General features: G+C 69.3%; 25 protein-coding genes. 12 read left to right on the top strand and 13 right to left on the bottom strand.

Annotation, left to right across the window (positions count from 1 at the left end; translation table 11 throughout):
• The first annotated feature begins 16 nt into the window (after nucleotides 1–16).
• Together AB6807_RS10650 and AB6807_RS10645 are read left to right on the top strand one after the other, a co-directional pair.
• Nucleotides 17–1,483, top strand: coding sequence for a PLP-dependent aminotransferase family protein (locus AB6807_RS10650; protein WP_371084508.1), 1,467 nt, complete (start codon nucleotides 17–19; stop codon nucleotides 1,481–1,483).
• Between the two features lie 85 nt (nucleotides 1,484–1,568).
• Nucleotides 1,569–2,654 (top strand): catalase family protein, encoded by a 1,086-nt coding sequence (locus AB6807_RS10645; RefSeq protein WP_371084507.1) that lies wholly within the window; start codon nucleotides 1,569–1,571, stop codon nucleotides 2,652–2,654.
• 38 nt (nucleotides 2,655–2,692) lie between these two features.
• On the opposite strand, the gene AB6807_RS10640 is transcribed toward AB6807_RS10645, so the two are convergent.
• On the bottom strand, nucleotides 2,693–3,748 hold the full coding sequence (locus AB6807_RS10640) for a sugar phosphate isomerase/epimerase family protein (RefSeq protein ID WP_371084506.1): 1,056 nt from the start codon (nucleotides 3,746–3,748) through the stop codon (nucleotides 2,693–2,695).
• 155 nt (nucleotides 3,749–3,903) lie between these two features.
• Here AB6807_RS10640 and AB6807_RS10635 point away from each other — a divergent pair, with 155 nt between their 5' ends.
• Nucleotides 3,904–4,785 carry a gamma-glutamyl-gamma-aminobutyrate hydrolase family protein gene (locus tag AB6807_RS10635; RefSeq protein WP_116910457.1) on the top strand — a complete coding sequence of 294 codons (882 nt, stop codon included), beginning with the start codon at nucleotides 3,904–3,906 and terminating at the stop codon, nucleotides 4,783–4,785.
• Between the two features lie 40 nt (nucleotides 4,786–4,825).
• Here the strand turns inward: AB6807_RS10635 and AB6807_RS10630 are convergent, their stop codons facing one another.
• Nucleotides 4,826–6,466, bottom strand: coding sequence for an acyl-CoA dehydrogenase family protein (locus AB6807_RS10630; protein WP_371084505.1), 1,641 nt, complete (start codon nucleotides 6,464–6,466; stop codon nucleotides 4,826–4,828).
• Between the two features lie 44 nt (nucleotides 6,467–6,510).
• Nucleotides 6,511–7,347, bottom strand: a complete 837-nt coding sequence (locus tag AB6807_RS10625; protein WP_371084504.1) for a thioesterase family protein — start codon at nucleotides 7,345–7,347, stop codon at nucleotides 6,511–6,513.
• A 71-nt stretch (nucleotides 7,348–7,418) separates the two neighbouring features.
• Between AB6807_RS10625 and AB6807_RS10620 the strand changes: the two genes are divergently transcribed.
• On the top strand, nucleotides 7,419–8,084 hold the full coding sequence (locus tag AB6807_RS10620; protein ID WP_371084503.1) for a TetR/AcrR family transcriptional regulator: 666 nt from the start codon (nucleotides 7,419–7,421) through the stop codon (nucleotides 8,082–8,084).
• A gap of 25 nt (nucleotides 8,085–8,109) precedes the next feature.
• Here the strand turns inward: AB6807_RS10620 and AB6807_RS10615 are convergent, their stop codons facing one another.
• Nucleotides 8,110–8,292 (bottom strand): hypothetical protein, encoded by a 183-nt coding sequence (locus tag AB6807_RS10615; RefSeq protein ID WP_116910453.1) that lies wholly within the window; start codon nucleotides 8,290–8,292, stop codon nucleotides 8,110–8,112.
• Nucleotides 8,293–8,338: 46 nt separating this feature from the next.
• Nucleotides 8,339–9,280 carry a LysR family transcriptional regulator gene (locus AB6807_RS10610; RefSeq protein WP_371084502.1) on the bottom strand — a complete coding sequence of 314 codons (942 nt, stop codon included), beginning with the start codon at nucleotides 9,278–9,280 and terminating at the stop codon, nucleotides 8,339–8,341.
• Nucleotides 9,281–9,434: 154 nt separating this feature from the next.
• On the opposite strand from AB6807_RS10610, the gene AB6807_RS10605 reads away from it, so the two are divergent.
• Complete coding sequence (locus AB6807_RS10605) at nucleotides 9,435–10,295, top strand: oxidoreductase (protein WP_371084501.1); 861 nt, start codon at nucleotides 9,435–9,437, stop codon at nucleotides 10,293–10,295.
• Between the two features lie 73 nt (nucleotides 10,296–10,368).
• On the opposite strand, the gene AB6807_RS10600 is transcribed toward AB6807_RS10605, so the two are convergent.
• Nucleotides 10,369–11,241: an N-formylglutamate amidohydrolase gene (locus tag AB6807_RS10600; protein ID WP_371084500.1), complete on the bottom strand. Its 873-nt coding sequence runs from the start codon at nucleotides 11,239–11,241 to the stop codon at nucleotides 10,369–10,371.
• 13 nt (nucleotides 11,242–11,254) lie between these two features.
• On the bottom strand, nucleotides 11,255–12,217 hold the full coding sequence (locus AB6807_RS10595; protein WP_116910449.1) for a tripartite tricarboxylate transporter substrate binding protein BugE: 963 nt from the start codon (nucleotides 12,215–12,217) through the stop codon (nucleotides 11,255–11,257).
• Nucleotides 12,218–12,329: 112 nt separating this feature from the next.
• Between AB6807_RS10595 and AB6807_RS10590 the strand changes: the two genes are divergently transcribed.
• Nucleotides 12,330–13,256 (top strand): LysR substrate-binding domain-containing protein, encoded by a 927-nt coding sequence (locus AB6807_RS10590; RefSeq protein ID WP_116910448.1) that lies wholly within the window; start codon nucleotides 12,330–12,332, stop codon nucleotides 13,254–13,256.
• 31 nt (nucleotides 13,257–13,287) lie between these two features.
• On the opposite strand, the gene AB6807_RS10585 is transcribed toward AB6807_RS10590, so the two are convergent.
• The gene (locus AB6807_RS10585) at nucleotides 13,288–14,271 is read right to left on the bottom strand and encodes a tripartite tricarboxylate transporter substrate binding protein (protein ID WP_371084499.1); all 984 of its coding nucleotides are present in this window, start codon (nucleotides 14,269–14,271) and stop codon (nucleotides 13,288–13,290) included.
• A 2-nt stretch (nucleotides 14,272–14,273) separates the two neighbouring features.
• Nucleotides 14,274–17,234 carry a DNA topoisomerase III gene (locus AB6807_RS10580; protein WP_371084498.1) on the bottom strand — a complete coding sequence of 987 codons (2,961 nt, stop codon included), beginning with the start codon at nucleotides 17,232–17,234 and terminating at the stop codon, nucleotides 14,274–14,276.
• Nucleotides 17,235–17,319: 85 nt separating this feature from the next.
• Between AB6807_RS10580 and AB6807_RS10575 the strand changes: the two genes are divergently transcribed.
• Genes AB6807_RS10575 through AB6807_RS10565 form a run of 3 tightly spaced genes read left to right on the top strand, consistent with a single transcriptional unit; the run spans nucleotide 17,320 to nucleotide 18,993 of the window.
• On the top strand, nucleotides 17,320–17,973 hold the full coding sequence (locus AB6807_RS10575; RefSeq protein ID WP_371084497.1) for an SET domain-containing protein: 654 nt from the start codon (nucleotides 17,320–17,322) through the stop codon (nucleotides 17,971–17,973).
• 4 nt (nucleotides 17,974–17,977) lie between these two features.
• On the top strand, nucleotides 17,978–18,790 hold the full coding sequence (locus AB6807_RS10570; RefSeq protein ID WP_371084496.1) for a biotin--[acetyl-CoA-carboxylase] ligase: 813 nt from the start codon (nucleotides 17,978–17,980) through the stop codon (nucleotides 18,788–18,790).
• 5 nt (nucleotides 18,791–18,795) lie between these two features.
• The gene (locus tag AB6807_RS10565; RefSeq protein ID WP_371084495.1) at nucleotides 18,796–18,993 is read left to right on the top strand and encodes a sporulation protein; all 198 of its coding nucleotides are present in this window, start codon (nucleotides 18,796–18,798) and stop codon (nucleotides 18,991–18,993) included.
• A 10-nt stretch (nucleotides 18,994–19,003) separates the two neighbouring features.
• Here AB6807_RS10565 and AB6807_RS10560 read toward each other — a convergent pair whose 3' ends face one another.
• The 3 genes from AB6807_RS10560 to AB6807_RS10550 form a co-directional block, all read right to left on the bottom strand.
• A complete protein-coding gene (locus AB6807_RS10560) occupies nucleotides 19,004–20,446 on the bottom strand; it encodes a sensor histidine kinase (protein WP_116910442.1) in 1,443 nt (480 codons plus the stop codon).
• A 115-nt stretch (nucleotides 20,447–20,561) separates the two neighbouring features.
• Nucleotides 20,562–21,236 (bottom strand): response regulator transcription factor, encoded by a 675-nt coding sequence (locus tag AB6807_RS10555; protein WP_116910441.1) that lies wholly within the window; start codon nucleotides 21,234–21,236, stop codon nucleotides 20,562–20,564.
• 71 nt (nucleotides 21,237–21,307) lie between these two features.
• Nucleotides 21,308–21,802, bottom strand: a complete 495-nt coding sequence (locus tag AB6807_RS10550; protein WP_371084494.1) for a MarR family winged helix-turn-helix transcriptional regulator — start codon at nucleotides 21,800–21,802, stop codon at nucleotides 21,308–21,310.
• Between the two features lie 147 nt (nucleotides 21,803–21,949).
• Between AB6807_RS10550 and recA the strand changes: the two genes are divergently transcribed.
• The 3 genes from recA (at nucleotide 21,950) to AB6807_RS10535 (ending at nucleotide 24,017) form a co-directional block, all read left to right on the top strand.
• Nucleotides 21,950–23,065, top strand: coding sequence for a recombinase RecA (gene recA / locus AB6807_RS10545; protein ID WP_116910439.1), 1,116 nt, complete (start codon nucleotides 21,950–21,952; stop codon nucleotides 23,063–23,065).
• 72 nt (nucleotides 23,066–23,137) lie between these two features.
• Complete coding sequence (gene recX / locus AB6807_RS10540) at nucleotides 23,138–23,599, top strand: recombination regulator RecX (protein WP_116910438.1); 462 nt, start codon at nucleotides 23,138–23,140, stop codon at nucleotides 23,597–23,599.
• Nucleotides 23,580–24,017, top strand: a complete 438-nt coding sequence (locus tag AB6807_RS10535) for an SRPBCC family protein (protein ID WP_371084493.1) — start codon at nucleotides 23,580–23,582, stop codon at nucleotides 24,015–24,017. Before recX ends, AB6807_RS10535 begins: the two co-directional genes overlap by 20 nt.
• A 25-nt stretch (nucleotides 24,018–24,042) precedes the next feature.
• Here AB6807_RS10535 and AB6807_RS10530 read toward each other — a convergent pair whose 3' ends face one another.
• Complete coding sequence (locus tag AB6807_RS10530; protein ID WP_371084492.1) at nucleotides 24,043–25,152, bottom strand: mandelate racemase/muconate lactonizing enzyme family protein; 1,110 nt, start codon at nucleotides 25,150–25,152, stop codon at nucleotides 24,043–24,045.
• Nucleotides 25,153–25,292 lie beyond the last annotated feature (140 nt).

Genomic DNA, 25,292 nt, shown 5'->3' with positions numbered 1-25,292 from the left:
ACAATCCGCGAAGTTCATGGAGCCACTTTTCGAACTCGACCTGCGCCTGCCGCGCCCCGGCTCGCGTGACCTGCTGCGCGAACTGCACCGGCAGCTGCGCGGCGCCATCGTCGACGGCCGGTTGCAGCCCGGCACGCGGCTGCCCGCCACGCGCGCGCTGGCGCTGCGCCTGGGCGTGTCGCGCAACACCATGCTCGCGGCCTACGACCTGCTGCTGAGCGAGGGCTACCTGCTGGCGCGCCCCGGCGCCGGCACCTACGTGGCCGACACGTCGCCCGCCTCGCGCCTGGGCCAGGCCACGAAGCCGTCGACCGTCCGGCGCACGCAGCGCGACACCCGCCTCGTACCACTCGACGTACCCGGCGCCGACCTGGCCCCCACCCTGCAGCCGCAGCCCGCGCGCGACGACTTCCGCGTCGGCCTGCCCGACGTGAGCGCCTTTCCCTTCGACATCTGGCGCCGCCTCTCCGACCGCGCCTTGCGCCGCGTCGCCCGCCAGACCGCCACCTACGCCGACCCGCAGGGGCAAGGCGCCTTGCGGGAGGCCATTGCCCACCACGTGTCGTTCACCCGCGCGGTCGGCTGCACGGCCGACGACATCGTGGTCACCGCCGGCGCGCAGCAGGCCTTCGGGCTGCTGGCGCGCATCCTCGTGGTGCCGGGGCGCACGGTGGTGGCGGTGGAGCAGCTGTTCTATCCGTCGCTGCGTGAGGCCATGCAGGCCGCGGGAGCGCGCGTGGTGACGGTGCCCACCGATGTCGAAGGCCTGTGCGTCGACCGCATTCCGCCCGAGGCGCGCGTGGTGTGCGTCACGCCTTCGCACCAGTTCCCCACCGGCGTGGCGATGTCGCCGCAGCGCCGCGCCGCCCTGCTGGCCTTCGCACGCGCGCGCAACGCCGTCGTCATCGAGGACGACTACGACAGCGAATTCCGCTTCGCCGGCCGCCCGCTCGACGCACTGCAGACGCTGGACCGCGCCGAGTCGGTGTTCTACGTCGGCACCTTTTCGAAGAGCCTGTTCCCCGCGCTGCGCCTGGGCTTCGTGGTCGCGCCGCCGTGGGCCCGCGCGGCGCTGGTGCGTGCGCGCGAACTGGCCGACTGGCACGGCCCCGTGCTCGGCCAGGAGGCGCTGGCGGCCTTCATCGCCGAAGGGCACCTCGCGCGCCACATCCGCAAGATGCGCAAGCTGTACGGCGCGCGGCGCAGCGCCCTGCTCGACGCGCTCGCGCGCCATGGCGAGGGCCGGCTCGAGGCGATTCCGTCCGACGCGGGACTGCACCTGTCGGCGTGGCTGCGCGGCGATGTGCGTGCCGACACGGTGGTCGAGCGCGCCGCCGCGTCCGGCATCACGCTGCCGCCGCTGTCGCGCTTCGCGCTCGACCCGCGCGCGCCCGACGTGCCCAACGGCCTCGCATTCGGCTACGGGCTCATCGGCGAGAGCCAGATCGACGGCGCGGTCCGCCGGCTCGTGACATTGCTCTGAGCGCGCTGGTGCGCAGGCGTTCGAGCGCACGCTTTGTCGATGCGCTCCTACAGCCGCGCCGATGGCCGGTGCGCTCAATCGCGCCATGAATACCACCACGATGCTCTCCACCGCCCCCGTTCGCTACGACCCCGCCGTGGAGACCTTCCATGACGACGAGGCGCAGACGCACACGGACCTTGTCGCCACCCTCGTCGACATGGAGAAGACCATGGCCGACCACACCGGCCATGCCATGCGCGCGGTGCACGCCAAGAGCCACGGCCTGCTGCGCGGCGAGTTGCGCGTGCTCGACGGCCTGCCCGAGCCGCTGGCCCAGGGGCTGTTCGCGGCGGCGCGGCGCTACCCGGTGGTGATGCGCCTGTCGACGCCACCGGCCGAGGTGCTCGACGACCGTGTCTCGCTGCCGCGCGGCATGGCCGTGAAGGTGCTCGACGTGGAAGGCGCGCGCGTCGAAGGCTCCGAGGGCCACAGCTCGCAAGACTTCCTGTTCGTCGACGGCCCGGTGTTCTCCGCCCCCGATGCAAAGGGCTTCCTGCGCAGCCTGAAGCTGCTCGCCAGCACCACCGACAAGGCGCCCAATGCCAAGCGCGTGCTGTCGAGCGTGCTGCAGGGCGTCGAGAAAGCCGTGGAGGCCGTGGGCGGCAAGAGCAGCACGCTCATCGCCATGGGTGGCCATGCAGAGACGCATCCGCTGGGCGCCACCTTCTTCACGCAGGTGCCGCTGCGCTACGGCAACTACATCGCCAAGCTGCAACTGGTGCCCGTGTCGCCCGCGCTGCAGGCGCTGCAAGACGCCCCCATCGACCTCACCGACAAGCCCGACGGCACGCGCGACGCGGTCGCCGACTTCATGCGCCAGCAGCCGGCCGTGTGGGAGCTGCGTGCGCAGCTGTGCGTCGACCTGGAGCGCATGCCCATCGAAGACGCGTCGGTCGAGTGGTCGCAAGAGCTGAGCCCCTTCATTGCGGTGGCACGCATCACGGCCGACCCGCAAGAGGTGTGGAGCGAAGCGCTGGCGCGCGAGTTCGACGACGGCATGGCCTTCAACCCCTGGCACGCGCTCGCCGCGCACCGCCCGCTGGGCAATGTGATGCGTGCACGCAAGGTGGCGTACGCGGCGTCGTCCAACTACCGCAGCGAGCGCAACGGCTGTCCCATGCACCGATGAAGGGGCACGGGCGGAACGCGCTGCAAGAAGGCGGGCGCTCAGCCCAGCCCGAGCATCCGCTGGTTCGCCGCCACGTCCACGCCGCCGGCCGCGAAGTCGTCGAACGCGCGGTCCGCCACGTGGATGATGTGCTCGGCAATGAAGGCGGCACCCTCGCGCGCACCGTCCTCGGGGTGCTTGATGCAGCACTCCCACTCCAGCACCGCCCAGCCCGGAAAGTCGTACTGCGCCATCTTCGAGAAGATGCCCTTGAAGTCGACCTGCCCGTCGCCCAGCGAACGGAAGCGCCCGGCCCGGTTGATCCAGCTCTGGAAGCCGCCGTATACGCCCTGCTTGCCGGTCGGGTTGAACTCGGCGTCTTTCACATGAAAGATCTTGATGCGCTCGTGGTAGTGGTCGATGTACGCCAAATAGTCGAGCTGCTGCAGCAGGAAGTGGCTCGGGTCGTACAGCAGGCAGGCGCGCGGGTGGTTGCCGACGCGCTCCAGGAACATCTCGTAGCTCACGCCATCGTGCAGGTCTTCGCCGGGGTGAATCTCGTAGCCCACGTCCACGCCCGTCGCGTCGAAGGCATCGAGGATCGGGCGCCAGCGGCGCGCCAGTTCGTCGAAGGCCTCCTCGATGAGCCCCGGCGGGCGCGGCGGCCACGAGTACAGGTAGGGCCAGGCCAGCGCGCCCGAGAAGGTCGCGTGCGCCGTGAGCCCCAGGTTCGCCGACGCCTTCGCCGCGAAGTGAAGCTGCTGCACCGCCCACTGCTGGCGCCGCACCGGGTCGCCGCGCACCTCGGGTGCCGCGAAGCCGTCGAAGCCCGCGTCGTAGGCCGGGTGCACGGCCACCAGCTGGCCTTGCAGGTGGGTCGACAGCTCGGTGATCTGCAGGCCGTGCGCGGCCAGCGTGCCCGTCACTTCGTCGCAGTAGGTCTTGCTTTCGGCGGCCTTCTTCAGGTCGAACAGGCGCGCGTCCCAGCTGGGAATCTGCACGCCCTTGTAGCCCAGCCCCGCGGCCCATCCGGCGATGCCGTCGAGCGTGTTGAAAGGGGCGCTGTCTCCGGCGAACTGGGCCAGAAAAATGGCCGGGCCCTTGATCGTTTTCATCGGCTTGTCTTCCTTCTTGGTTTTGACGGCGTTGAAAGCATACTTGGCGTGTCGTCCGACCCCGAGCGAGAAGTCAAGGAGCCACAATGGATTTTCCTCTTCGTTCTTTGGGCCTCGGCCCCTCTCGTCCGGCTCACACCGTCGACAGTCCCGCGATGACACAACCCGTTTCCGCCCGGCTCAAGATCGGCCTGTCCGCCTGCTTCTCGCACGCCGACCCGGCCCGCTCGCTGTTCACCAACAAGACGCTGCAGTACGTCGAGCAATCGATCGCGCACTGGCTCATGTCCGCGGGTGCCATGGTGGTGATGGTGCCCTGCCCCACCGGCGAAACCGCGCGCGGCGACACCAAGCTGTCGCACTACGCCGAGTGGCTCGACGGCGTGGTCATGCACGGCGGCGCCGACGTATGGCCCGGCAGCTACGGCGAAGTGCCGTTGAAAGACGCATGGATCGGCGACCAGATCCGCGACCTGTACGACCTGGCGCTGGTCGAGGCCTTCGAGCAGGCGGGCAAGCCCATCTTCGGCGTGTGCCGCGGGCTGCAGCTCATCAACGTGGCCTTCGGCGGCACGCTGTACCAGGACATCGAGGCGCAGCACGCGGGCGGCCTGCGCCACCGCGACCCCGTGACCTACGACCAGAACTTTCACCAGATCGAGATCGTCGACGGCACGCGCTTGTCGAAGCTGTACCCCGACGTGCGCAACGCGCGCGTCAACAGCATCCACCACCAGGGCGTGAAGGACATCGCGCCCGGCTTCGACATCGAGGCCTGGAGCCTGCCCGACCGCGTGCCCGAGGCCATTCGCCGCCGCGGCGACCGGGGCCGCAGCTACATCGCCGCCACGCAGTGGCACCCCGAGTTCCACAAGTACGGCAGCACCGAGACGGTGGACGACACGCCCATCCTCCACGACTTCCTGTGGGCCTGCGCCACGGCCAAGGTGGCGCCGCGCTCGTCGCTGCGCTCCAACACCGGCAAGATCCGCGACCGCGCGGCACGCATGCTGCGCCGCGCGTTGCTGCGGCGCTGAGCCGCGCTTTCACTTTTTCGTTTTTCCGCTTTTTCGTTTTTCAGTGCCACGCGGCGCGCAGCAGCGCGCCGGGGTCGCTGGTGCCGGCGCTGATGCCGGTCACCGCGCCCCAGTCGGGGTCGAAGCGGCTCGAGACGAAGGCGGCCGACGCCTCTGCGCTCGCGTGCTCCAGCATCAGGCAGGCCTGCGCAGCCAGCACCAGCCGCTGCGTGAAGCGGCGCGCCTGGCGCTCCAGGTCCTGCGGCGGCAGCTGCACCATCTGGCGCACCGCCTGCAGCTCGGTCAGCAGGCGCGGCTCGCCGGCCGCGACGCCCTGCAGCTGGTCGAGCACCAGGTGCACGTCGTCGGGGTTGCGCGACACGGCGCGCAGCACGTCCAGGCACATCACGTTGCCCGAGCCTTCCCAGATCGAGTTGACCGGCGCCTCGCGAAACAGCCGGCCCATGGGCGCGTCTTCCACATAGCCGTTGCCGCCGAACACCTCCATCGCCTCGCCGGTGAGCGCCACCGCGCGCTTGCAGTTCCAGAACTTGGCCGCGGGCGTGAGCAGGCGCCGCCAGGCCGTGTCGATGGGCGCGGCGGAGCCGAAGCGCGAGGCCAGCCCCATCGCCAGCAGCGTGGCGCCCTGCGACTCCAGCGCCATGTCGGCCAGCAGCTCGGTCATCACCGGCTGGTCGACCAGCGCCTTGCCGAAGGCGTAGCGGTTGCGCGTGTAGTGCAGCGCCTGCGCGAAGCCCTGGCGCATGAAGCCGGCGCTGGCCAGCGCGCAGTCGAGCCGGGTGACGGTCGCCATCTCGATGATGGTCGGAATGCCGCGGCCCTCGTCGCCCACCAGCACGCCCCAGGCCTCCTTGAACTCGACCTCGCTGCTGGAGTTGGAGCGGTTGCCCACCTTGTCCTTCAGGCGCTGGATATGAATCGGGTTCTTCCTGCCGTCGGGCCGCCAGCGCGGCACGAAGAAGCACGATGAGCCGTGCTCGTCGGTCTTGGCCAGCACCAGGTGGCCGTCGCACATCGGCGCCGAGAAGAACCACTTGTGCCCGGTGATGAGAAATTCTTCGCCCCACGGGCCGCTGCCGGCGGGCACCGCGCGCGTGGTGTTGCTGCGCACGTCGCTGCCGCCCTGCTTCTCGGTCATGCCCATGCCGACCGTCATCGAGGTCTTGCGCTCCAGCGGAATGTCGCGCGCATCGTGCTCGTTGGAGGCCAGCTTGCCGCTCAGCGCGGCGTACAGCGGCGCGTTGCGCCGCATCACCGGAATGCAGGCCTTGGTCATGGTGGTCGGGCAGGTGGAGCCCGACTCGATCTGGCTGTGCATGTACAGCGACGCGCCGTAGCCCACCCAGGCCGAGGGCCGCTCGTCGAAGAACGGCAGGTTGGCGATGCCGTTGCGCCGCGCTATGGCCATCATCGTGTGCCAGGCGGGGTGGAACTCGACCTGGTCGATGCGCTCGCCGATGCGCGAGTGCGTGTGCAGCTCGGGCTCGTGGCGGTTGGCGTTCTCGGCGGCGCGCAGCGTGGCCTCGGCACCGTATTCCGCGCCCTGGCGCACCAGCTCGTCGTCGCGCCAGCCGGCGCCGCCGCGCGCCACCGCGCCGCGCAGCGCGGGGTCGCTGGTGTAGACGTTGTAGTCCTTCAGTTCGGGGACCTGGTTGTCGGGGTGGATGCCGGTGGTGGTCATGGTGTGTCTCCGGGGTGTTTCGTTGGAAGAAGGTGCCGTGTGGTTCAGGCCGCGCGCTCGCGCAGCACCAGCGTCTGGGTCGCGATGCCGATCGGGCCGCGCGTGTCGTACAGCCGGGACACGGCAAGGCCCGCGCCGTCGCCGTGCACCTCGGTCGTCGAGCGCAGGCCGATCCATTCGCCCTCGGGCGCGCGGAACAGGTTCAGGCTCAGGTCCGCGTTGGAGAACAGGAAGCGCTCGGCCGGCAGCACCCAGCTCAGGCCGTTGCCGAAATCGGCCGCCGCGGCGGCGCGCATGGCCGGCGAATTGGGCACGCCCTGCACCAGCGGCACGCCGAGCCGGAACCACGCGCCGCACGGGCCCGGTCGGGCCGAGTCGCCCTCGGCCACGCGCGATTCGACCGCGCTGCTGTAGAAGGACACGCCCTCGGGCAGGCCCGGAATGCGCACGCGGTCTGTGCAGTCTTCGGGCGGCCGCATCGGCGCTTGCGCGGTCGCGTGCGGCAGGTCGGCGGGCAGCGCCAGCGGCTGCCTGGCGAGCAGCAGCGCGTGCGCCCGCGCCACCACCACGTCGCCCGCCAGGAGCTCGATGCCCACGCGCACCGTGGCGCGCGAAGACTGCACCTGCGAACGCGACACCAGCGGCGCCACCGGCACCGGCTTGACGAGCTCGACCGTGAGCCGCGCCAGCTGCCAGCCCGGGCCGGGCGCCGCGCTTTCGGCGATGTGCGCGAGCAGCCCGCAGGGCGCGCCGCCGTGCTGCGCGCGCGGGTCCCAGGGGCCGCGCGAGAGCGCGCCGGGAAGCCAGGCGCCGTCGCCGCCGACAAAGACGCAAGCGCGCGATGCGGGGGATTCGTCCGAGGTGCTTTCGTGGAGGGCCATTGCAGAATCCGTTCGATGGGTCCAAAAATTCTAGGAACAACACGCTTGCAGGGTGTTCGGGTTCGGCCGGAATGACAAGCACGCGAACCCCCGCCGCCGCCCCGAGGAGAAAACCTCGCCAGTCCCGCGCGCGCCACACCTCGCAGGCGCTGCAGGAGGCCTTTGTTCGGCTTTGGGTCGAGAAGGGCTACGCGGGCGTCACCATCCGCGAGATCGCGGCCGTGGCCGGCACCGGGCTCGGCAGCTTCTACGAATACTTCGAGAACAAGGACGACCTGGCCCGCGTGTGCCTGCACCTGCGTTCCAAGGCGCTGCTCATGGGCATGCGCGCCGCCGTCGCCGCGCATGCGGGCCGGCCGCTGCGCGAGATCGTCGACGCGGTGATCGACGCGCAGCTGGACGCCCACCGCGAGCAGCCGCTGGCCTGGGGCGCGCACTACCTGCTGGAGCGGCACCTCTCCAGCCCCGAGGCCTACCGAAAGATGTACGACCGCTTCGTCGTCGAATGGGTGGGCGCGCTGGACGCGGCCGCCGACCTGTCGCCCGATTGCCAGAAGAAGGAAGTCGCCCGCGTGTGCCAGACCATCATCTATGGCCTGGTGGCGCACACCCACATCGGCACCGGCGGGCGGCCCGACCTGCAGGCGCTGTCACGGCAGCTGCGCGGGGCGCTGCACGGCTACCTGGTGGGAGCGGCGGGAATGCCGGGAACGGCCAGCGCGGCCGGCATGGCCTGAACGGACAGGAAGCGTGTTGCCGCGCTCAGCGCGACGACTTGTTCGTCGTGCCGCTGACGCTGGCGTCGATGGTGCCGAACACGGTCACGCCGCTGCCGCCGGTCGTGCCCGATGCGCTGTTGCCGCTGCCGGCGGCGCCGGTGCCCGCGCAGCCCGACACCAGCGCGCCCATGGCGATCACGAACACGGCGGTGATGAATGGCTTCACTGGAAACTCCAAGGGTGGTTGAGTGATGAGGGGAACGAGCGGCCCACTATAGGCCGGCCGTGCTTCCGTCCTGTAACAACACGCCCGACGCCGGCGGGGTTGTTGCGCGCAGCCAGTCGATGAGCGCGCGCAGCTTGGGCGGCACGCGGCGGCGGTCGGGGTAGTACAGCGTCAGGTCGGGCAGCGGCGTGGTCCAGTCGGCCAGCAATTGCACCAGCCGGCCATCGGCGATGTGGCGCTCGGTGAAACTGCCGATCAGGTTGGCGATGCCGATGCCGTCGACCGCGGCGTCGAGCATCACGGCCACGTCGTTCATCACCAGGCGCCCGCTCACCGCGAGCGTCATGGCCTCGCCGTTCTTCGCGAACTCCCAGCGCTCGAGCTGGCCCGAGCTCGCGAAGCGAAAGCCGATGCAGTCGTGCGCCAGCAGCTCGCGCGGATGCACCGGCGTGCCGCGCTCGGCCAGGTAGCGCGGCGCGGCGACGATGCAATTGGCCATCGGCGGGCCGACCCACAGGCCCACCATGTCGCGCTCGACCATGCCGCCGAAGCGGATGCCCGCGTCGAAGCCCCGGCCCACGATGTCGACCAGCGTGTTGTCGATGGACACCTCCAGATCGATCTGCGGGTACGCGCGCAGGAAGGCGCCGAGCACCGGCTGCAGCACCCACAGGTAGGCCCCGCGCGACACCGTGAGCCGCAGCAGGCCCGAGGGGCGCTCGGCGCTGTCTCTCAATTCTTCCGAAGCCGAAGCCAGCTCCTGCACCGCCGGGCCGATGCGTTCCAGAAAGCGAGCGCCGGCTTCGGTAAGGTTCACGCTGCGCGTGGTGCGGTTGAACAGCGGCACGCCCACGCGCTTTTCGAGCAGCCGCACGGCCTGGCTCACGGCCGAGGGCGAGACGCCCAAGCGCACCGCCGCGGCCGAAAAGCCGCGTGATTCGGCCACGGCCACGAAGGTGGCGAGGCCGTCGAGCTGGTCCTGGCGCATGACGCGGTATGAGGTGATTGGCGTGAAGTGAAGCCGGCGCGGTCTTGAAGAAAACCTTCAAGGTCCTTGGCTGATTGGGCGGATTATCAAAGCGATGCGGCGCGCGCACAGTCTGGCCATCGGTTCTTCCACCTCCCCGCCAAGGACATTTCCAGTGACTGCTTCCGCTGCTTCTTCCTCATCTTTGCGCACCTGGTTCATCACCGGCGTCAGCAGCGGCTTCGGCCGCGCGCTGGCGCAGGAAGCGCTGGCCGCCGGCCACCGCGTGGTCGGCACGCTGCGCAACGAGGCCGCCCGCGCCGCGTTTGACGCGCTGCACCCCGGCCGCTCCTTCGGCCGCCTGCTCGACGTGACGCACGGCGCCGAGGTGCTGCGCGTGGTGGCCGAGGTCGAGGCCACGGTCGGCCCCATCGACGTGCTGGTCAACAACGCCGGCTACGGCCACGAGGGCACGGTGGAGGAATCGTCGCTCGACGACCTGCGCCAGCAGTTCGAGGTGAACGTGTTCGGCGCGGTGGCCATGGCCAAGGCGGTGCTGCCCTTCATGCGCGCGCGCCGGCACGGCCACATCCTGAACATCACCTCGATGGGCGGCATCGTGACCTTTCCGGGGCTGGGCTACTACCACGGCAGCAAGTTCGCGCTCGAAGGCATCTCGGAAACGCTGGGCAAGGAGGTGGCGAGCTTCGGCATCCACGTGACGGCGGTGGAGCCCGGCGGCTTTCGCACCGACTGGGCGGGCCGCTCGATGGTGCGCGCGCCGCAGACCATCGACGACTACGCGCCGGTGATGGGCCCGGTGCGCGAGGCGCGCCTGGCGCGCAGCGGCAAGCAGGCGGGCGACCCGGCGAAGGCCGCGCGCGCCATGCTCCAGCTCACCGAAGCGGCGAACCCGCCCGCGCACCTGCTGCTCGGCCCCGACGCGGTGAAGGTGGTGCGCGAGAAGCTGGGCGCGCTGCAGGAGGAGATCAAGGCGTGGGAGGCGCTGTCGGTGTCGACCGACTTCACGGCGTGATCACGCCGTGATCGGGCCTTGATCATGCCCTGATCACGCCCTGATCACGCCCTGATCACCGGGGCCGCACGGCTCAGCGCGGGTCCGTCGCCAGCAGCATCTCGACCATCGAGCGCAGGTGCGCCTGCAGCCGTGCCGCGCCGGTTTCGTCGAGCGCCAGCGTGGCCTCGTCCATGTAGAGCTTGCGGTTGATCTCCACCTGGATGCTGTGCCGGTTGCCGGCCGGGTCGCCGTTGCGGCGCACCAGCTCCACGCCCTTGTAGGGGTGGTTGTAGTCCACGCTGTAGCCCAGGCCGCGCAGGTGCTCGCACAGCTTGCGCGACAGCGCCGGGTCGGCCGTGCTGCCGTCGCGGTCGCCGATGACGAAGTCGGCATGCGCCAGCCCCGGAAAGTCGGTGGCATGGCTGGCCGCGATGGCCGGCATCGAGTGGCAGTTGATGTGGATGGCGTAGCCGTGGCGCGCATGCGCCTCGTCCACCGCCTGCGTCACGGCCGCGTGGTACGGCCGCCAGCAGCTGTCGATGCGCTGGCGCACCTCGTCGACCGGCAGCTGCCGGTCGTAGATGGGCAGGCCCTCGTCGGTCAGCTTCCAGATCAGCCCCTTGCCCAGGCGCACCTTCGAGAGCACGCGCGGGTCGGTGGAGACCGGGTCGGTCCACGCGCCGTCGAGCATGGTGGTGTCGATTTCGGTGGTGTCGCGGTTGGCGTCCAGGTAGCTGCGCGGAAAGTGCGCCTCCACCCAGGCCACCCCCAGCGCGGGCGCGAAGGCGTAGAGCTTTTCCACGTGCGTGTCTTCGGCGCGGCGCAGCGTGGCCAGCTCGCGCACGGTGCCGAAGTCGTCGGGGTACACGGTGCCGCTGTGCGGGGAGTCGAGCACCAGCGGTGTGTGCCCGGCCACGGTGGTGACCTGGGCGCGGCTTTGGATGATTTTCAGGACTGGATGCATAGGCAGGCGCGGGTCAATCCAATCGGACGCGGGCGAATTCGGCGACCTTCTTCATCTTGTCGATCTCGCTGGCGATCTGCTTGGTGAACTGCGCCGGCGTGGTGCCCGAGGCGTACAGGCCCTGCAGCGCCAGGCGCTCGCGCACCGAGGCGTCCTTCAGCGCGGTGGCCACGGCCTGCTGCATGCGCAGCACCAGGTCGGCGGGCGTACCGGCGGGCGCCACCATGCCGAACCACGACGGGTCGTTGTTGGCCGGGTAGCCCAGCTCGCCGTAGGTGGGCACGTCGGGCAGCACGTCGAGGCGGCCGCTCCAGGACACGGCCAGCGCCTTCAGCTTGCCCGACTTCACGTGCGGCAGCGACGAGGCCACCTGGTCGAAGTACACCGGCACTTCGCCCGCGAGCACGTCGTTGATGGCCGGGCCCGCACCGCGATAGGGGATGTGCACCATCGAGGTTCCGGTGCTGCTCTTGAAGAGCTCGCCCCACATGTGGCCGATGGTGCCGTTGCCCGGCGTGGCGTAAGACACCTTGCCCGGGTTGGCCTTCAGGTACTTCACCAGTTCGGCGAAGTTGGCCACCGGCAGCTTCGACGGGTTGATGACGATCACGCCCGGCGCCTTGACGATCTCGGTCACGGCGGTGAAGCCCTTGATCGGGTCGTACGGCAGCTTCTGGTACACGGCCGGGTTCACGCCGTGCGTGGACAGCGTGGCAATGCCGAAGGTCAGGCCGTCCGGCGTGGCGCGGGCCAGCTCGGCCATGCCGATGGAGCCGCCGGCACCGGCGCGGTTGTCGATGACCACGGGCTGCTGCAGGATCTTGGCCACGGGCTCGCCGAGCACGCGCGCGGTGATGTCGGTGGCGCCGCCGGGCGGGAACGGAACGACCAGGCGAATGGGTTTGCCTTGGGCAAAGGATATTCCTGGAAGGATAGAAGCGGCAGCCAGCGTGGAGATGAAATGACGACGTTGCATGAGGTGTATTCCAGTGTGCATTGAGAGTGAAGGAGCGATTTCCGCCTCACTTCAAAGCAAAGGATAGACCAGCTAACATTCTGATCTGGAATGTTTTAATGGGCTTTTCGCCATGTCGTTGCGCCGTCTCAATCCGCCCCTGAACCTGCTGCGTGCTTTTTCGACCGTGGTGCGCTTCGGCGGCGTCTCGCGCGCGGCCGAGGCGCTGCACCTCACGCAGGGCGCGGTGAGCAAGCAGGTGCAGGAGCTGGAGCGCTGGATCGGCGCGCCGCTGTTCGAGCGCAGCCGCAAGCGCCTGGCGCTCACGCCGGCCGGCGAGCGCTACGAGAAGGCGGTGCGCGCCCTGCTCGCGCAGCTCGAGGCGGCCACGCTGGAGCTCATTACCAGCGGCGACGGCGGCGGCGCGCTGCACCTGTCGACACTGCCCACCTTCGGCGCCAAGTGGCTGATTCCGCGGCTGCCCGACTTCCAGCGGCTGCACCCGCAGATCACGCTGCATTTCGTGCCCTTCGTGCACGGCTACGACTTCGAGCGGCCCGAGCTGGACTGCGCCATTCTTTTCGGTGACGGCCACTGGCCCGGCGCCCGCTCGCACTACCTCGCGGGGCAGGACGTGGCGCTGATCGCGCCGCGCGCGGCGCAGGCCGAGGTGGTCATCCGCTCGCCGCAGGACGTGGCGCGCTGCACGCTGCTGCGCCACGTGACGGTGCCGCAGTCGTGGTTGCAGTGGAGCGAGGCGCACGGCGTGCGCGGGCTCGACCCGCTGGCGGGCCCGCAGTTCGACCAGTTCCAGACCATGATCCGCGCGGTGATGGTGGGCATGGGCGTGGCGCTGGTGCCGCGCTGCCTGGTGCAGGACGAAATTGCCTCGGGGCTGGTGGACGAGCCGCTGCCCGGCGGCGGCTACCGCGGCGACCGGGGCTACTGGTTCTGCTACCCCGAAGGGCGCGGCCAGCTGGCCACGCTCGACCACTTCCGCAGCTGGCTGCTCGCGGAGGTCGACCGGGGGGCGGACGCGCTCACTGTCGCGCCGGCCTGAGCCCGGCCCTTTTGTACTTTCCGGCGGCTCGCTACTCGGGCTTGGCGCCCGAGGCCTTCACCGCCGCGCCCCACACGCCGATTTCGCTCGCCACGAGGCGGTCGAATTCGGCCGGCGTCGTGGGCGCGGGCTCGGAGCCGCGCTCGCGAATGAAGCGCGCCATCTGCTCGCTCTTCAGGATGTCGGTCACCTCGTGGTTCAGGCGCTCGACGATGTCCGCCGGCGTGCCGCGCGGCGCCATCAGGCCGAGCCAGCCCACGGCCTCGAAGTTCTTCGTGCCGGCCACGCCGCTTTCGCGCACCGTGGGCACCTCGGGCAGCTGCGACGAGCGCGTGGCCGACGTCACGGCCAGCGCCACCGCCTTGCCCGACTTGATGTGCGGCAGCGCGGCCGTCACGGAGTCGATCATCAGCGGCACCTGGTTGCCCAGGAAGTCCGACTGCGCCGGGCCGCTGCCGCGGTACGGAATGTGGGTGATGAACACGTGCGCCGCCGCCTTGTACATCTCGCCCGACAGGTGCTGCGTGCCGCCGATGCCGGCGCTGGCGTAGCTGAGGCGGCCGGGCTCGGCCTTGGCGCGCGCGGTGAGGTCGGCCAGCGTGCGGATGCCGCTCTCGGGCGTGGCCAGGAACACCAGCGGCACCTTGGCGATCAGCGAGATGCCCACGAGGTCCTTGCGCGGGTCGAAGCCCGGCTTGGCGTAGAGCGTCTGGTTGACCGCCATCGCGCTGCCGGCCACCACCAGCGTGTAGCCGTCGGGCGCCGAGCGCACCACGAACTCGGTGCCGATGTTGCTGCCTGCGCCGGCCTTGTTGTCGATGATCACCGGCTGGCCCAGGCGCTTGCCGAGCTGCTCGGCCACCGCGCGGGCAAAGATGTCGGTGGCCTGCCCCGGCGGGAACGGCACCACCAGCTTCACCGGCTTGTCGGGCCAGGCGGCGGCCTGCGCCGCGCCGGTGCCCACCAGTGCCGCCAGTGCCACGGCCGCCACTGCGTTGAACTGCCTGCGCCGCATACTTAAAGCGCCGACAGGTGCTTGCCCACGATGCCCGCCAGTTCGAACATCGTCACCTGGTCCTTGCCGAACACGGGCTTCAGCTTGGCGTCGGCATTGATGGCGCGCTTGTTGGTCGCGTCCTGCAGGCCGTTGGCCTTGATGTAGTCCCACAGCTTCTTGATGACCTCGGTGCGCGCCACCGGTTCGGCGCCGATCACCGCGGCCAGCGAGTCGCTGGGCTTCAGGCCCGCGCCGGGCTTGCGCGGCGCGGCGGCCTTCTTCGCGGCGGGCGCCTTCTTGGCGGCCGGTGTCTTCTTCGCCGCCACCTTCTTCGCGGCGGCCGTCTTGGCCGCCGGCTTGCCGAAGGTCTTGCGCGGCGGGAACTTGCTGCCGCCTTCGCGCGGCGCGAACTCGAAGGTCACCTTGCCCTCTTCGGCGTTCCACGTCAGGAAGGCCTTGAAGGCGCGGCGCGTGCGCATGCTCACGAACTTGTCGAGCAGGTCGGTCTTGCCGGTGGCGAGCAGCTTTTCCATCTGCGCGCGTTCCACCGGCTGCTGCAGGATGATCTTGCCGGTCTTGAAGGTGCAGCTCGGCGTGGGCTGTGCATTGGTGGGCACCGACTTCTCGCAGACGTAGTTGCTGCCGTGCTCGAACACCGGCGCGCCGCACACCGGGCACGGGCCCACGGTGTCCTGCTCGCTGAAGTCGACGATCTCGCCGGTGTCGGCGTTCTTGTCGTCGCCGAAGTCGAACTCCAGCTTCCAGTTCTTCGATTCTTCCTCGTCGTACTTGAGGATGATCTCGGCGGTAAAGGGCCAGCCCGCCTTGGAGCGGAAGCCTTCCAGCGGGCCGATGTGCTTGTTGGCCAGCAGTGCCTCGGCCTCGGCCACCTCGAAGGTGCGCCCGGCTGGCGACTTGCCGAACGAGAAGCCGCAGGCGTCCTCACCGGTGCCGCTCTTGCCCACGCAGCCGTAGCGGCGGTAGTTTTCCTTCACGACGCCGCCGCAATTGGGGCATGGCGTCGCGAGCGTGGCGTAGTCGCCCGGCACGGTGTCGCGGTCGTACTCCTTGGCCTTCTTGACGATGTGCTCCGTCATGGCGGCGATCTCGCGCATGAAGGCGTCGCGGCTGAGCGCGCCCTTCTCCATCTGCGCGAGCTTGTACTCCCACTCGCCCGTGAGCTCGGCCTTGGAGAGTTCTTCCACGCCCAGCCCGCGCAGCAGCGTCATCAGCTGGAACGCCTTGGCCGTGGGAATGAGCTCGCGGCCTTCGCGCAGCATGTACTTCTCGGCGATCAGCCCTTCGATGGTGGCCGCGCGCGTGGCAGGCGTGCCCAGGCCCTTCTCCTGCATGGCCTCGCGCAGCTCGTCGTCGTCGATGGTCTTGCCCGCGCCTTCCATGGCGCCGAGCAGCGTGGCTTCCGAATAGCGCGCAGGCGGGCGCGTCTTCAGGCCCTTGATGTCGGCCGACTCGGTGTTCACGATCTCGCCCGGCTTCACCGGCACGAGGCGCTTGCCGTCCTTGTCGTCTTCCTTCTCGTCGTCCTGCGCTTCCTTGCCGTAGATGGCGAGCCAGCCCGGCTTCACCAGCACCTTGCCGTCGGTGCGGAACGGGTACTTCTTGCCGCCCTGCTCCACCGTGCTGATGCGCGTGGTCACCTGGTGCTCGGCGCTCGGGAAGAACACCGACAGAAAGCGGCGCACCACGAAGTCGTACAGCTTCTGCTCGGCGTCGCTCAGGCCGCTGGGCGCCTGCAGCGTCGGGATGATGGCGAAGTGATCCGACACCTTGGCGTTGTCGAAGATGCGCTTGTTGGGCTTCACGTAGTTGCCGTCGACCGCCTGCTGGGCGAACGGCGCCAGGTGCTTCATGCCGCTGTGGGCGAGCATGTCCATGGTCTGCTTGACCACCGGCAGGTAGTCTTCGGGCAGCGCGCGCGAATCGGTACGCGGGTAGGTCAGCGCCTTGTGGCGTTCGTACAGGCTCTGCGCCAGCGCCAGCGTGGTCTTGGCGCTGAAGCCGAAGCGGCCGTTGGCCTCGCGCTGCAGCGAGGTCAGGTCGAACAGCGCGGGCGAGGCCTGCGTGGTGGGCTTGCTTTCTTCGGTGACCGTGGCGGGCTTGCCGCGCGCGGCGTTGGCGATGGCCAGCGCGTCCTGTTCGTTCCACACGCGGTCGGCGCGCTGCTCGGGGTCGGGCTCGCCGTTGGCCTGCAGCGGGGCGTTGGCCTTCTTCCAGTCGGGGTTGAACCACTTGCCCGGGTACTCGCCGGCCTCGGCCGCGAAGCTGCCGTGCACTTCCCAGTAGTTGCGCGAGACGAACTTGCGGATCTGCTCCTCGCGCTCCACCACCACCGACAGCGTGGGCGTCTGCACGCGGCCCACGGTCGTGAGGAAGAAGCCGCCGTCGCGCGAATTGAAAGCCGTCATGGCGCGCGTGCCGTTGATGCCCACCAGCCAGTCGGCCTCGGAGCGCGAGCGCGCGGCGTCGGCCAGGCCCTGCATCTGCTTCTCGGTGCGCAGCGCGTCGAAGCCGTCGCGAATGGCCTGCGGCGTCATCGACTGCAGCCACAGCCGCTTGACCGGCTTGTTCAGCCCGGTCTTGCCGCCGGCGTACTGCTCGATCAGCCGAAAGATCAGCTCGCCCTCGCGGCCCGCGTCGCAGGCGTTGATGAGCTGGGTCACGTCCTTGCGCTTGGCCTGCTTGACCACCGCGTTCAGGCGCGTCTTGGTCTTGTCGACCGGCTTCAGGTCGAAGTGCGGCGGGATCACGGGGAGGTTGGCAAAGCTCCACTTGCCCCGCTTGACGTCGAACTCCTCGGGCGCCTGGATTTCGACCAGGTGACCGACGGCGCTGGTCACGACATAGCTGTCGTTCTCGAAATGCTCGTCATGTTTGTCGAATTTGCCGGCCACCGGCGTGAGGGCACGGACGATGTCCTGTGCCACCGACGGCTTTTCTGCGATTACCAACGTCTTTGTCATCTAAGGGCTCTCTATACTGTGCGGCTTCCCGCGTGCGCACGCGTACACGCGCATGTGTGCACATTCAAACTAACAGACTTCGGCGATGCCTTCCAAAACCCCCATTTCCGGCGGCCGCCGCATTCAGATGCGACGCTCCGATGTCCACGGCAACGGTGTCTTCGCCGTGCAGGACCTCGCCGAAGGCGAAACGCTGATCGAATACAAGGGCGAGGTCATCAACTGGAAGGAGGCGCTGCGCCGCCATCCGCACGACCCGGCCCAGCCCAACCACACCTTCTACTTTCACATCGATGACGGTCGTGTGATCGACGGCAACGTCAAGGGCAACGACGCACGCTGGATCAACCACTCGTGCGAACCGAATTGCGAAGCCGACGAAGTCGATGGGCGCGTTTATATCAAGGCGCTGCGCAATATCGCTGCAGGAGAAGAGCTCAACTACGACTACGGCCTGATCATCGACGAGCCGTATACGCCGAAGCTGCTGTCCGAGTTTCCTTGCTGGTGCGGCTCCGAAGAGTGCCGCGGCACGCTGCTGACGCCCAAGGACGACGAGGACGAAGAGAAGAAGAAAAAGAAGAAGGAAAAGAAGGCCGAAAGGAAAAAGGCTGAAAAGAAGGAAGCCAGGAAGGCGAAGGAAAAGGCTGAGAAAAAAGCCGAAAAGAAGTCTGAAAAGAAGACCGAGAAGAATGCGGAAAAGAAGTCCGCCAGGAAGGACAAGTCCGCCGAGGACTGACACCATGAGCAGCACCTCGGCCGCCTGGTTCGAAGACCGGATCGCCGCATCCGTCGCTCCGCTGCTGCCCGGCTTCACGGTCGAGGCCGTGGCCGAAATCGATTCCACCAACACCGAGCTCATGCGCCGCGCGCGCGCCGGCCGCGCCGAGCCGGTGCTGCTGGTGGCCGAGCGCCAGACCGCGGGCCGCGGCCGCCTTGGGCGCCCCTGGCAAAGCGCGCCGCGGCAGGAAGCCTCCGCCTCGCTCGTGTTCTCGCTCGGCCTGCCGCTGGCGCCGGCCGACTGGTCGGGCCTGTCGCTGGCCGTGGGCGTGGCCGTGGCCGAGAGCCTCGACCCCACCGGCGCGCACAAGGTCGGCCTCAAGTGGCCCAACGACGTGTGGGTCAACGACAGCAAGCTGGCCGGCATCCTCATCGAGACCGCGATGCCCTCCACCGGGCGTGCCGACGCGGCGCGCTACCTGGTGATCGGCATCGGCCTGAACATCGGCGCGCGCGACGCCGACGGCATGCGCACGCCGCCGGCATGGCTGCGCCAATGGCGCCCGGACGCCCATGCGCCCGACGTGCTGGCCGAGCTGGCCGAGCCGCTGGTTCGCGCCGTGCGCGAGTTCGAAGCCCGCGGCTTCGGCCCGTTCGCCGAACGCTTTGCCGCGCGCGACGTGCTGCGCGGGCGCGAGGTGGCGCTCAGCGACGGCACCGCCGGCCTGTGCGAAGGCGTGGCCTGGGGCGGCGAGCTGCAGGTGCGCACCGACGCCGGCCTGCAGCTCATCTCCAGCGACGAAGTGAGCGTGCGCCCTCGCGGCATGGCTTTCTAGTCGCCATGAAGCTGCGCGTGTCGCTCGTCGTGCTGCTGCTGGCCAACGCGGCCTACTTCCTGTGGGCGCGCGGCGACCTGGCCGGCTTCGGCCTGGCGCCCGCGGGCCTCAGCGAGCGCGAGCCGCAACGCATGGCGCGGCAGATCCACCCCGAGTGGCTGCAGCTGCGCAAGGACGCCAAGCCCGCCTCGACGGCGCCCTGACCCCGCGCGATCAGGTTGGCGCCTCGCCCTCGAAGCGCACCGTGAACAACGCCCCCGGTGGGTGCTTGCCCGGGTGCGCATCCTCCAGCTTCACCTGCGCGCGGTGCTGGTTCGCAATTTCCCGCACGATCGGCAACCCCAGCCCCGAGCCGTCGGCCTCGTTGCCGAGCACGCGGTAAAACGGCTCGAACACCAGCTCGCGGTCGGTCTCGGCAATGCCGGGGCCGTTGTCTTCCACCTGCAGCAGCTGCACGTGGCCGAAGGGGTCGGCCAGCACGCGCACCGTGATCAGGCCCGGCCGCTCGGGCGTCGAGGGCGTGTAGTTGATCGCGTTGTCGACCAGGTTGCGCACCAGCTCCTTCAGCAGCGTGGCGTTGCCGTCGAACACCACGCCCGGCGCGCCGGCTTCGGCACCGTCGTAGCCCAGGTCGATGCGCTTTTCGATGGCGCGCGGCACGGCCTCGCGCACCACCTCGATGGTGAGCCGCGCCAGGTCGCAGGGCTGGTGGTGCGCGTTGGCGCTGTTGCCTTCGGCGCGCGCCAGCGACAGCAGCTGGTTGACGGTGTGCGTGGCGCGCTTGCTGGCCCGGCCGATCTGCTTGAGCGACTGCTTCAGCTCGTCGGCATTGGCGCCCTCGCGCTGCGCCAGGTCGGCCTGCATGCGCAGGCCCGCCAACGGCGTCTTCAGCTGGTGCGCCGCGTCGGCCAGGAAGCGCTTCTGCGTGCCGATGGAGTCGTTGAGCTTGTCGAGCAGCTCGTTCACCGACGACACCAGCGGCACCACTTCCAGCGGCACCGACGATTCGTCGAGCGGGCTCAGGTCGCCCGGGCGCCGCTCGCGAATGCGCGCCTCCACCACCGACAGCGGCTTGATGCCGCGCACCAGCGCCAGCCAGATCAGCAGTACCGCCAGCGGCAGGATCGCGAACTGCGGCAGCAGCACGCCCTTGATGATCTCGGCCGCCAGCACCGACTGCTTCTCGCGCGTCTCGGCCAGCTGCAGCAGCGTGGGCGGCACGTCGTCGGTGCCGCTGGCGATCCACATCGAGGCCACGCGCACCGGCTGGCCGTGCACGTCGCTGTTGTGCAGGAACACCTGGTTGGGCGGCAGCGGCTCGTCGAGGTTGGGTTGCGGAATGTCGTGCTCGCCGCTCAGCAGCGTGCCGTGGCCGTCGAGCAGCTGGTAGTACACGCGGCCGGCGTCGTCGGCCCGCAGGATCTCGCGCGCCGACTGCGACAGCACGAACTGCGTGTGCCCCTCCTTCACCGTGACCAGCTCGGCCAGCGCCTTCACGTTGTGCTCCAGCGCGCGGTCGAAGGGCGCGTTGGCAATGCCCTGCGCCACCAGCCAGGTCACGCCGATGCTCACCGGCACCAGCAGCAAGAGCGGCGTGAGCATCCAGTCGAGGATCTCGCCGAACAGGGAGCGCTGGGCGCGCTGGAACAGCTTCACTTGGCTCGCCCCCGGGCTGCACGCACGTCGTGTCGTTTTGCCAGCCCCCTGCCGGGGGCGATGCCTGCGGCCCGGCGAAGCCGGTTGCGCGGCATTTCCCGCAGGTCAGGGTGCATCAGGGTTGGATCTTTTCGAGGCAATACCCCAGCCCGCGCACCGTCGCGATGCGCACCGGGCCCTTCTCGATCTTCTTGCGCAGGCGGTGGATGTACACCTCGATGGCGTTCAGGCTCACCTCCTCGCCCCACTCGCACAGGCGGTCCACCAGCTGGTCCTTGCTCACCAGCCGCCCGGCGCGCTGCAGCAGCACCTCGAGCAGGCCCAGTTCGCGCGCCGACAGCTCGACCATCTTGCCGTCGATGGTGGCCACGCGCCCGCCCTGGTCGTACACCAGCGGGCCGTGGCGGATGGTGTTGCTGGTGGTGCCCATGCCGCGCCGCGTGAGGGCGCGCACGCGCGCTTCCAGCTCTTGCAGGCTGAAGGGCTTGGCCATGTAGTCGTCGGCGCCGTGGTCCAGGCCCTTCACGCGCTCTTCCACGCTGTCGGCCGCCGTGAGCACCAGCACCGGCAGCTGCGAGCCGCGCGCGCGCAGGCGCTTCAGGATCTCGATGCCGTGCAGGCTGGGCAGCCCGAGGTCGAGGATCAGCAGGTCGAACTCGTCGTGGGTCATGAGCGCGGTGTCGGCCTGCGAGCCATTGGCCACATGGTCGACCGCCGCGCCCGAGGTGCGCAGGCTGCGCAGCAGGGCATCGGCCAGCACCTGGTCGTCTTCGGCAATCAGAATCCGCATGCGCCACCTCCGGCCTGTGTGGGTGCGCGGCGCCACGCCAGCACCGTTCACATTTGTCTCTTCGCCGGAGTCTAGCCCGCTGTATAGGCTTCCAGACCGATGGTTACCACGGTGGCGATGTCGTTGCCCACGCTGCTCCTGAACTCGCTTTCCGCCTGCGTCACCGCGCTGCGGAAGGCGTCCAGCCAGGCCAGCCCGTCGGCGGTGAAGAGCACGCGCCGCGCCCGCGCGTCCAGCGGGTCGGGCCCGCGCGTGACCAGGCCCCAGGCCTCGCACTGGTCCACCAGCGCGCCCATCGCCTGCTTGGTCATGCCGGCGCGCTCGGCCAGTTCGGTCAGGCGCGAGCCCTCGCGCGCCAGGTGCCGTGTGATGTGGATGTGCGCCGCGCTCACCTGCGCGCGCGCCGCCAGGTTCGACAGCGCCAGCGGCACGTCGACGTCGTGCGCCATCAGCTCCAGCACGCGCTCGTCGAAGCGGCGCATGGCGTGGCCCAGCAGGCGGCCCAGGTGGGTCTGGCGCCAGGCGTCGGGGTCGGCAGTAAAGGCGGAAATGGAGGCTTCGGACATGGCGCTAAATGGTAAAGCAAACTGACCAAAAAATGGGTTTACTCCAACCAACGAGCCCCTACACTACTGTTCAAGCATCCAGCCTGTGGTTAAAAGCAGATCGGATGAAACCTCACACAAACCGTTGATATTCAAGGAGTTTTCCACATGGACGCAGTTGTCAAGGGCGCAAGCATCTCGGTCGCCAACAGTGAAAAAGCCAAGGCCCTGCAGGCCGCGCTGGCCCAGATCGAAAAGCAGTTCGGCAAGGGCACCATCATGCGGCTCGGCGAAGGCGAAGCGCTCGAGGACATCCAGGTGGTCTCCACCGGCTCGCTGGGCCTGGACATCGCGCTGGGCGTCGGCGGCCTGCCGCGCGGCCGCGTGATCGAAATCTACGGCCCTGAATCGTCGGGCAAGACCACGCTCACGCTGCAGGTCATCGCCGCCATGCAGAAGCAGGCCGGCACCTGCGCCTTCGTCGACGCCGAGCACGCGCTCGACGTGCAATACGCCCAGAAGCTCGGCGTGAACCTGTCCGACCTGCTGATCAGCCAGCCCGACACCGGCGAGCAGGCGCTCGAAATCGTCGACTCGCTGGTGCGCTCGGGCGCCGTCGACCTGATCGTCATCGACTCGGTCGCCGCGCTCACGCCCAAGGCCGAAATCGAAGGCGAAATGGGCGACTCGCTGCCCGGCCTGCAGGCCCGCCTGATGAGCCAGGCGCTGCGCAAGCTCACCGCCACCATCAAGAAGACCAACTGCATGGTCATCTTCATCAATCAGATCCGCATGAAGATCGGCGTGATGTTCGGCTCGCCCGAAACCACCACCGGCGGCAACGCGCTGAAGTTCTACGCCTCGGTGCGCCTGGACATTCGCCGCATCGGCACCATCAAGAAGGGCGACGAGGCCATCGGCAACGAAACCAAGGTGAAGGTGGTGAAGAACAAGGTCAGCCCCCCGTTCAAGACGGCGGAGTTCGACATCCTGTTCGGCGAGGGCATCAGCCGCGAAGGCGAGGTGATCGACATGGGCGTGACCGCCAAGATCGTCGACAAGTCGGGTGCCTGGTACGCCTACAACGGCGAGAAGATCGGCCAGGGCCGCGACAACGCCCGTGAGTTCCTGCGCGAGAACCCCGAGCTGTCGCGCGAGATCGAGAACAAGGTGCGCGAGTCGCTGGGCATTCCGCTGCTGGCCGCCGACGCCGGCGCCACGCCCGAGAAGCCGCAGAAGGCGGCCAAGGCGGACAAGGCCGAGAAGGCAGACAAGGGTGAATAAGGGCGAATAAGGCCGAACAAGCCCCAGGCGCGGCGCCGCGGTTGCACGCGGGCCGCGCGAGCAACCCCCCGCATGGCATTCAACGCCCCGTCCCTCAAAGGCCGCGCCCTGCGCCTGCTGAGCCAGCGCGAGCATTCGCGCCTGGAGCTCGAACGCAAGCTCGCCCGGCACGAAGAAGAGCCCGGCACGCTGGCCAAGGCGCTCGACGAGCTGGCGGCCAAGGACTTCATCAGCGAGCCGCGCGTGGTGGCCTCGGTGCTCAACCAGCGCGCGGCCCGTTCGGGCGCGCTGCGGGTGAAGCAGGAGCTTCAGGCCAAGGGTATCGCGCCCGAAGCCATCGCCGAGGCGGTGGCCGGCCTGCAGGAGACGGAGGTCGAGCGCGCCACCGCCCTGTGGCGCCGCCGTTTCGAGGCACCGCCCGCCGACGCCAAGGAGCGGGCGAAGCAGATGCGATTCCTGATGGCGCGCGGGTTCTCCGGCGCTGTCGTGTCCAAGGTCCTCAGGAGCAACTTCGATGAAACAGCAGACGAATGAAGACCTCAATCCGCAGTCGGTGCAGTCGCGTGTCGTCACGCTGCGCGTGGCCTGCGAATGGCGCCGCGCCTACGCGTTCGCGGCCGACCCCAGGCGCCTGCCCGACTGGGCCAGCGGCCTCGCGAAGAGCTCGCTGGTGCCGCACGGCGACCACTGGACCGTGCGCACGCCCGAGAGCGGCGACGCCCGCATGCGCTTCGCGCCGCGCAACGACTTCGGCGTGCTCGACCACTGGGTCGCGCCCGAAGGCGTGCCCGAGGTGTACCTGCCGTTTCGCGTGATCGGCATCGGGCCCGACGCCTGCGAGCTGCAGTTCACGCTGCTGCGCCAGCCGCACATGGACGACGCGGCCTTCGAGCGCGATGCGCAGTGGATCGCGCGCGACCTGCTGGCGCTGCGCGCGCTGCTGGAAGCCTGAGCCCCGGGCAGCCCGCGCGCGGTTTTCAGCCGCGCACCACGATCGGCGCGAACTTGCGCCGCGCCTTCAGCTGGTCGACGTCCCACTCGATGCCCAGCCCCGGCGTTTCGGGCGCCACCGCGTGGCCGCCCTCGATGCGCAAGCGGCTGGTCGTGAGGTCGTCGAGCTGCGGGATGTATTCGACCCAGCGCGCATTCGGCACCGCCGCGCACAGGCTCACGTGCAGCTCCATCAGAAAGTGCGGGCACATCGCGATGTTGTGCGCCTCGGCCAGGTGCGCAATCTTCAGCCACGGCGTGATGCCGCCCACGCGCGCCACGTCGGCCTGCACGATGGAGCAGGCGCCCTGCTGGATGTATTCCGCGAACTGCGAGGGGTGGTACATCGACTCGCCCACTGCGATCGGCACGCTGGTGCTGGCCAGCAGCTGCGCATGGCCGCGCACGTGCTCGGCCGGCATCGGCTCCTCGAACCACGCGAGGTCCAGCGGCGCGTACTGGCGCGCGCGGCGAATGGCCTCGGCCACGGTGAAGCTCTGGTTGGCGTCCACCATCAGCTCGAAGTCCGCGCCCACGGCCTCGCGCACGGCCGACAGGCGCGCGATGTCCTGCGCCACATGCGGCTTGCCGACCTTGATCTTCGCGCCCAGGAATCCCTCGGCCTTCGCGGCCAGCGTCTGTTCCACCAGCTGCGCCGGCTCGATGTGCAGCCAGCCGCCCTCGGTCGTGTAGACCGGCACGCGCGGCTGCGCGCCGCCGGCCAGGCGCCACAGCGGCAGGCCCGTCGCGCGCGCGTTGCGGTCCCACAGCGCGGTGTCGACGGCCGCCAGAGCCAGGCTGGTGATGGCGCCCACCGCGGTGGCGTGCGTGTGGAAGAACAGGTCGCGCCAGATGGCCTCGTACTGCTGCGGGTCGCGCCCGATCAGGCGCGGCACCAGGTGGTCGTGCAGCAGCGCCACGATGGACGAGCCGCCCGTGCCGATGGTGTACGTGTAGCCCGTGCCCGACGAGCCGTCGTCGCAGCGCACGGTGACCATCACGGTCTCCTGCGTCACGAAGGACTGGATGGCGTCGGTGCGCCTGACCTTGGGCGCGATGTCGATCTGCGCGATCTCGACCTGGTCGATCTTTGCCATGAATGCCTTTTGTTGAGAGAGCCGACGAGGCGGCCGCCGCCGGGCCGCCGACGGGCTGCCCCGAGGCGGGCCGCGCCTCCTCCTCCTCGGGAGGTGGCGAATTACACGAAGCGAAGCGGAGTGAAAAGCCGGGAGGCCGG

It is taken from the genome of Variovorax sp. RCC_210, assembly GCF_041355175.1.
Taxonomy (GTDB): Bacteria; Pseudomonadota; Gammaproteobacteria; order Burkholderiales; family Burkholderiaceae_C; genus Variovorax.
The sequence above is the reverse complement of the archived record's forward strand: the minus strand, read 5'-3'. Positions and strand labels throughout refer to the sequence as shown.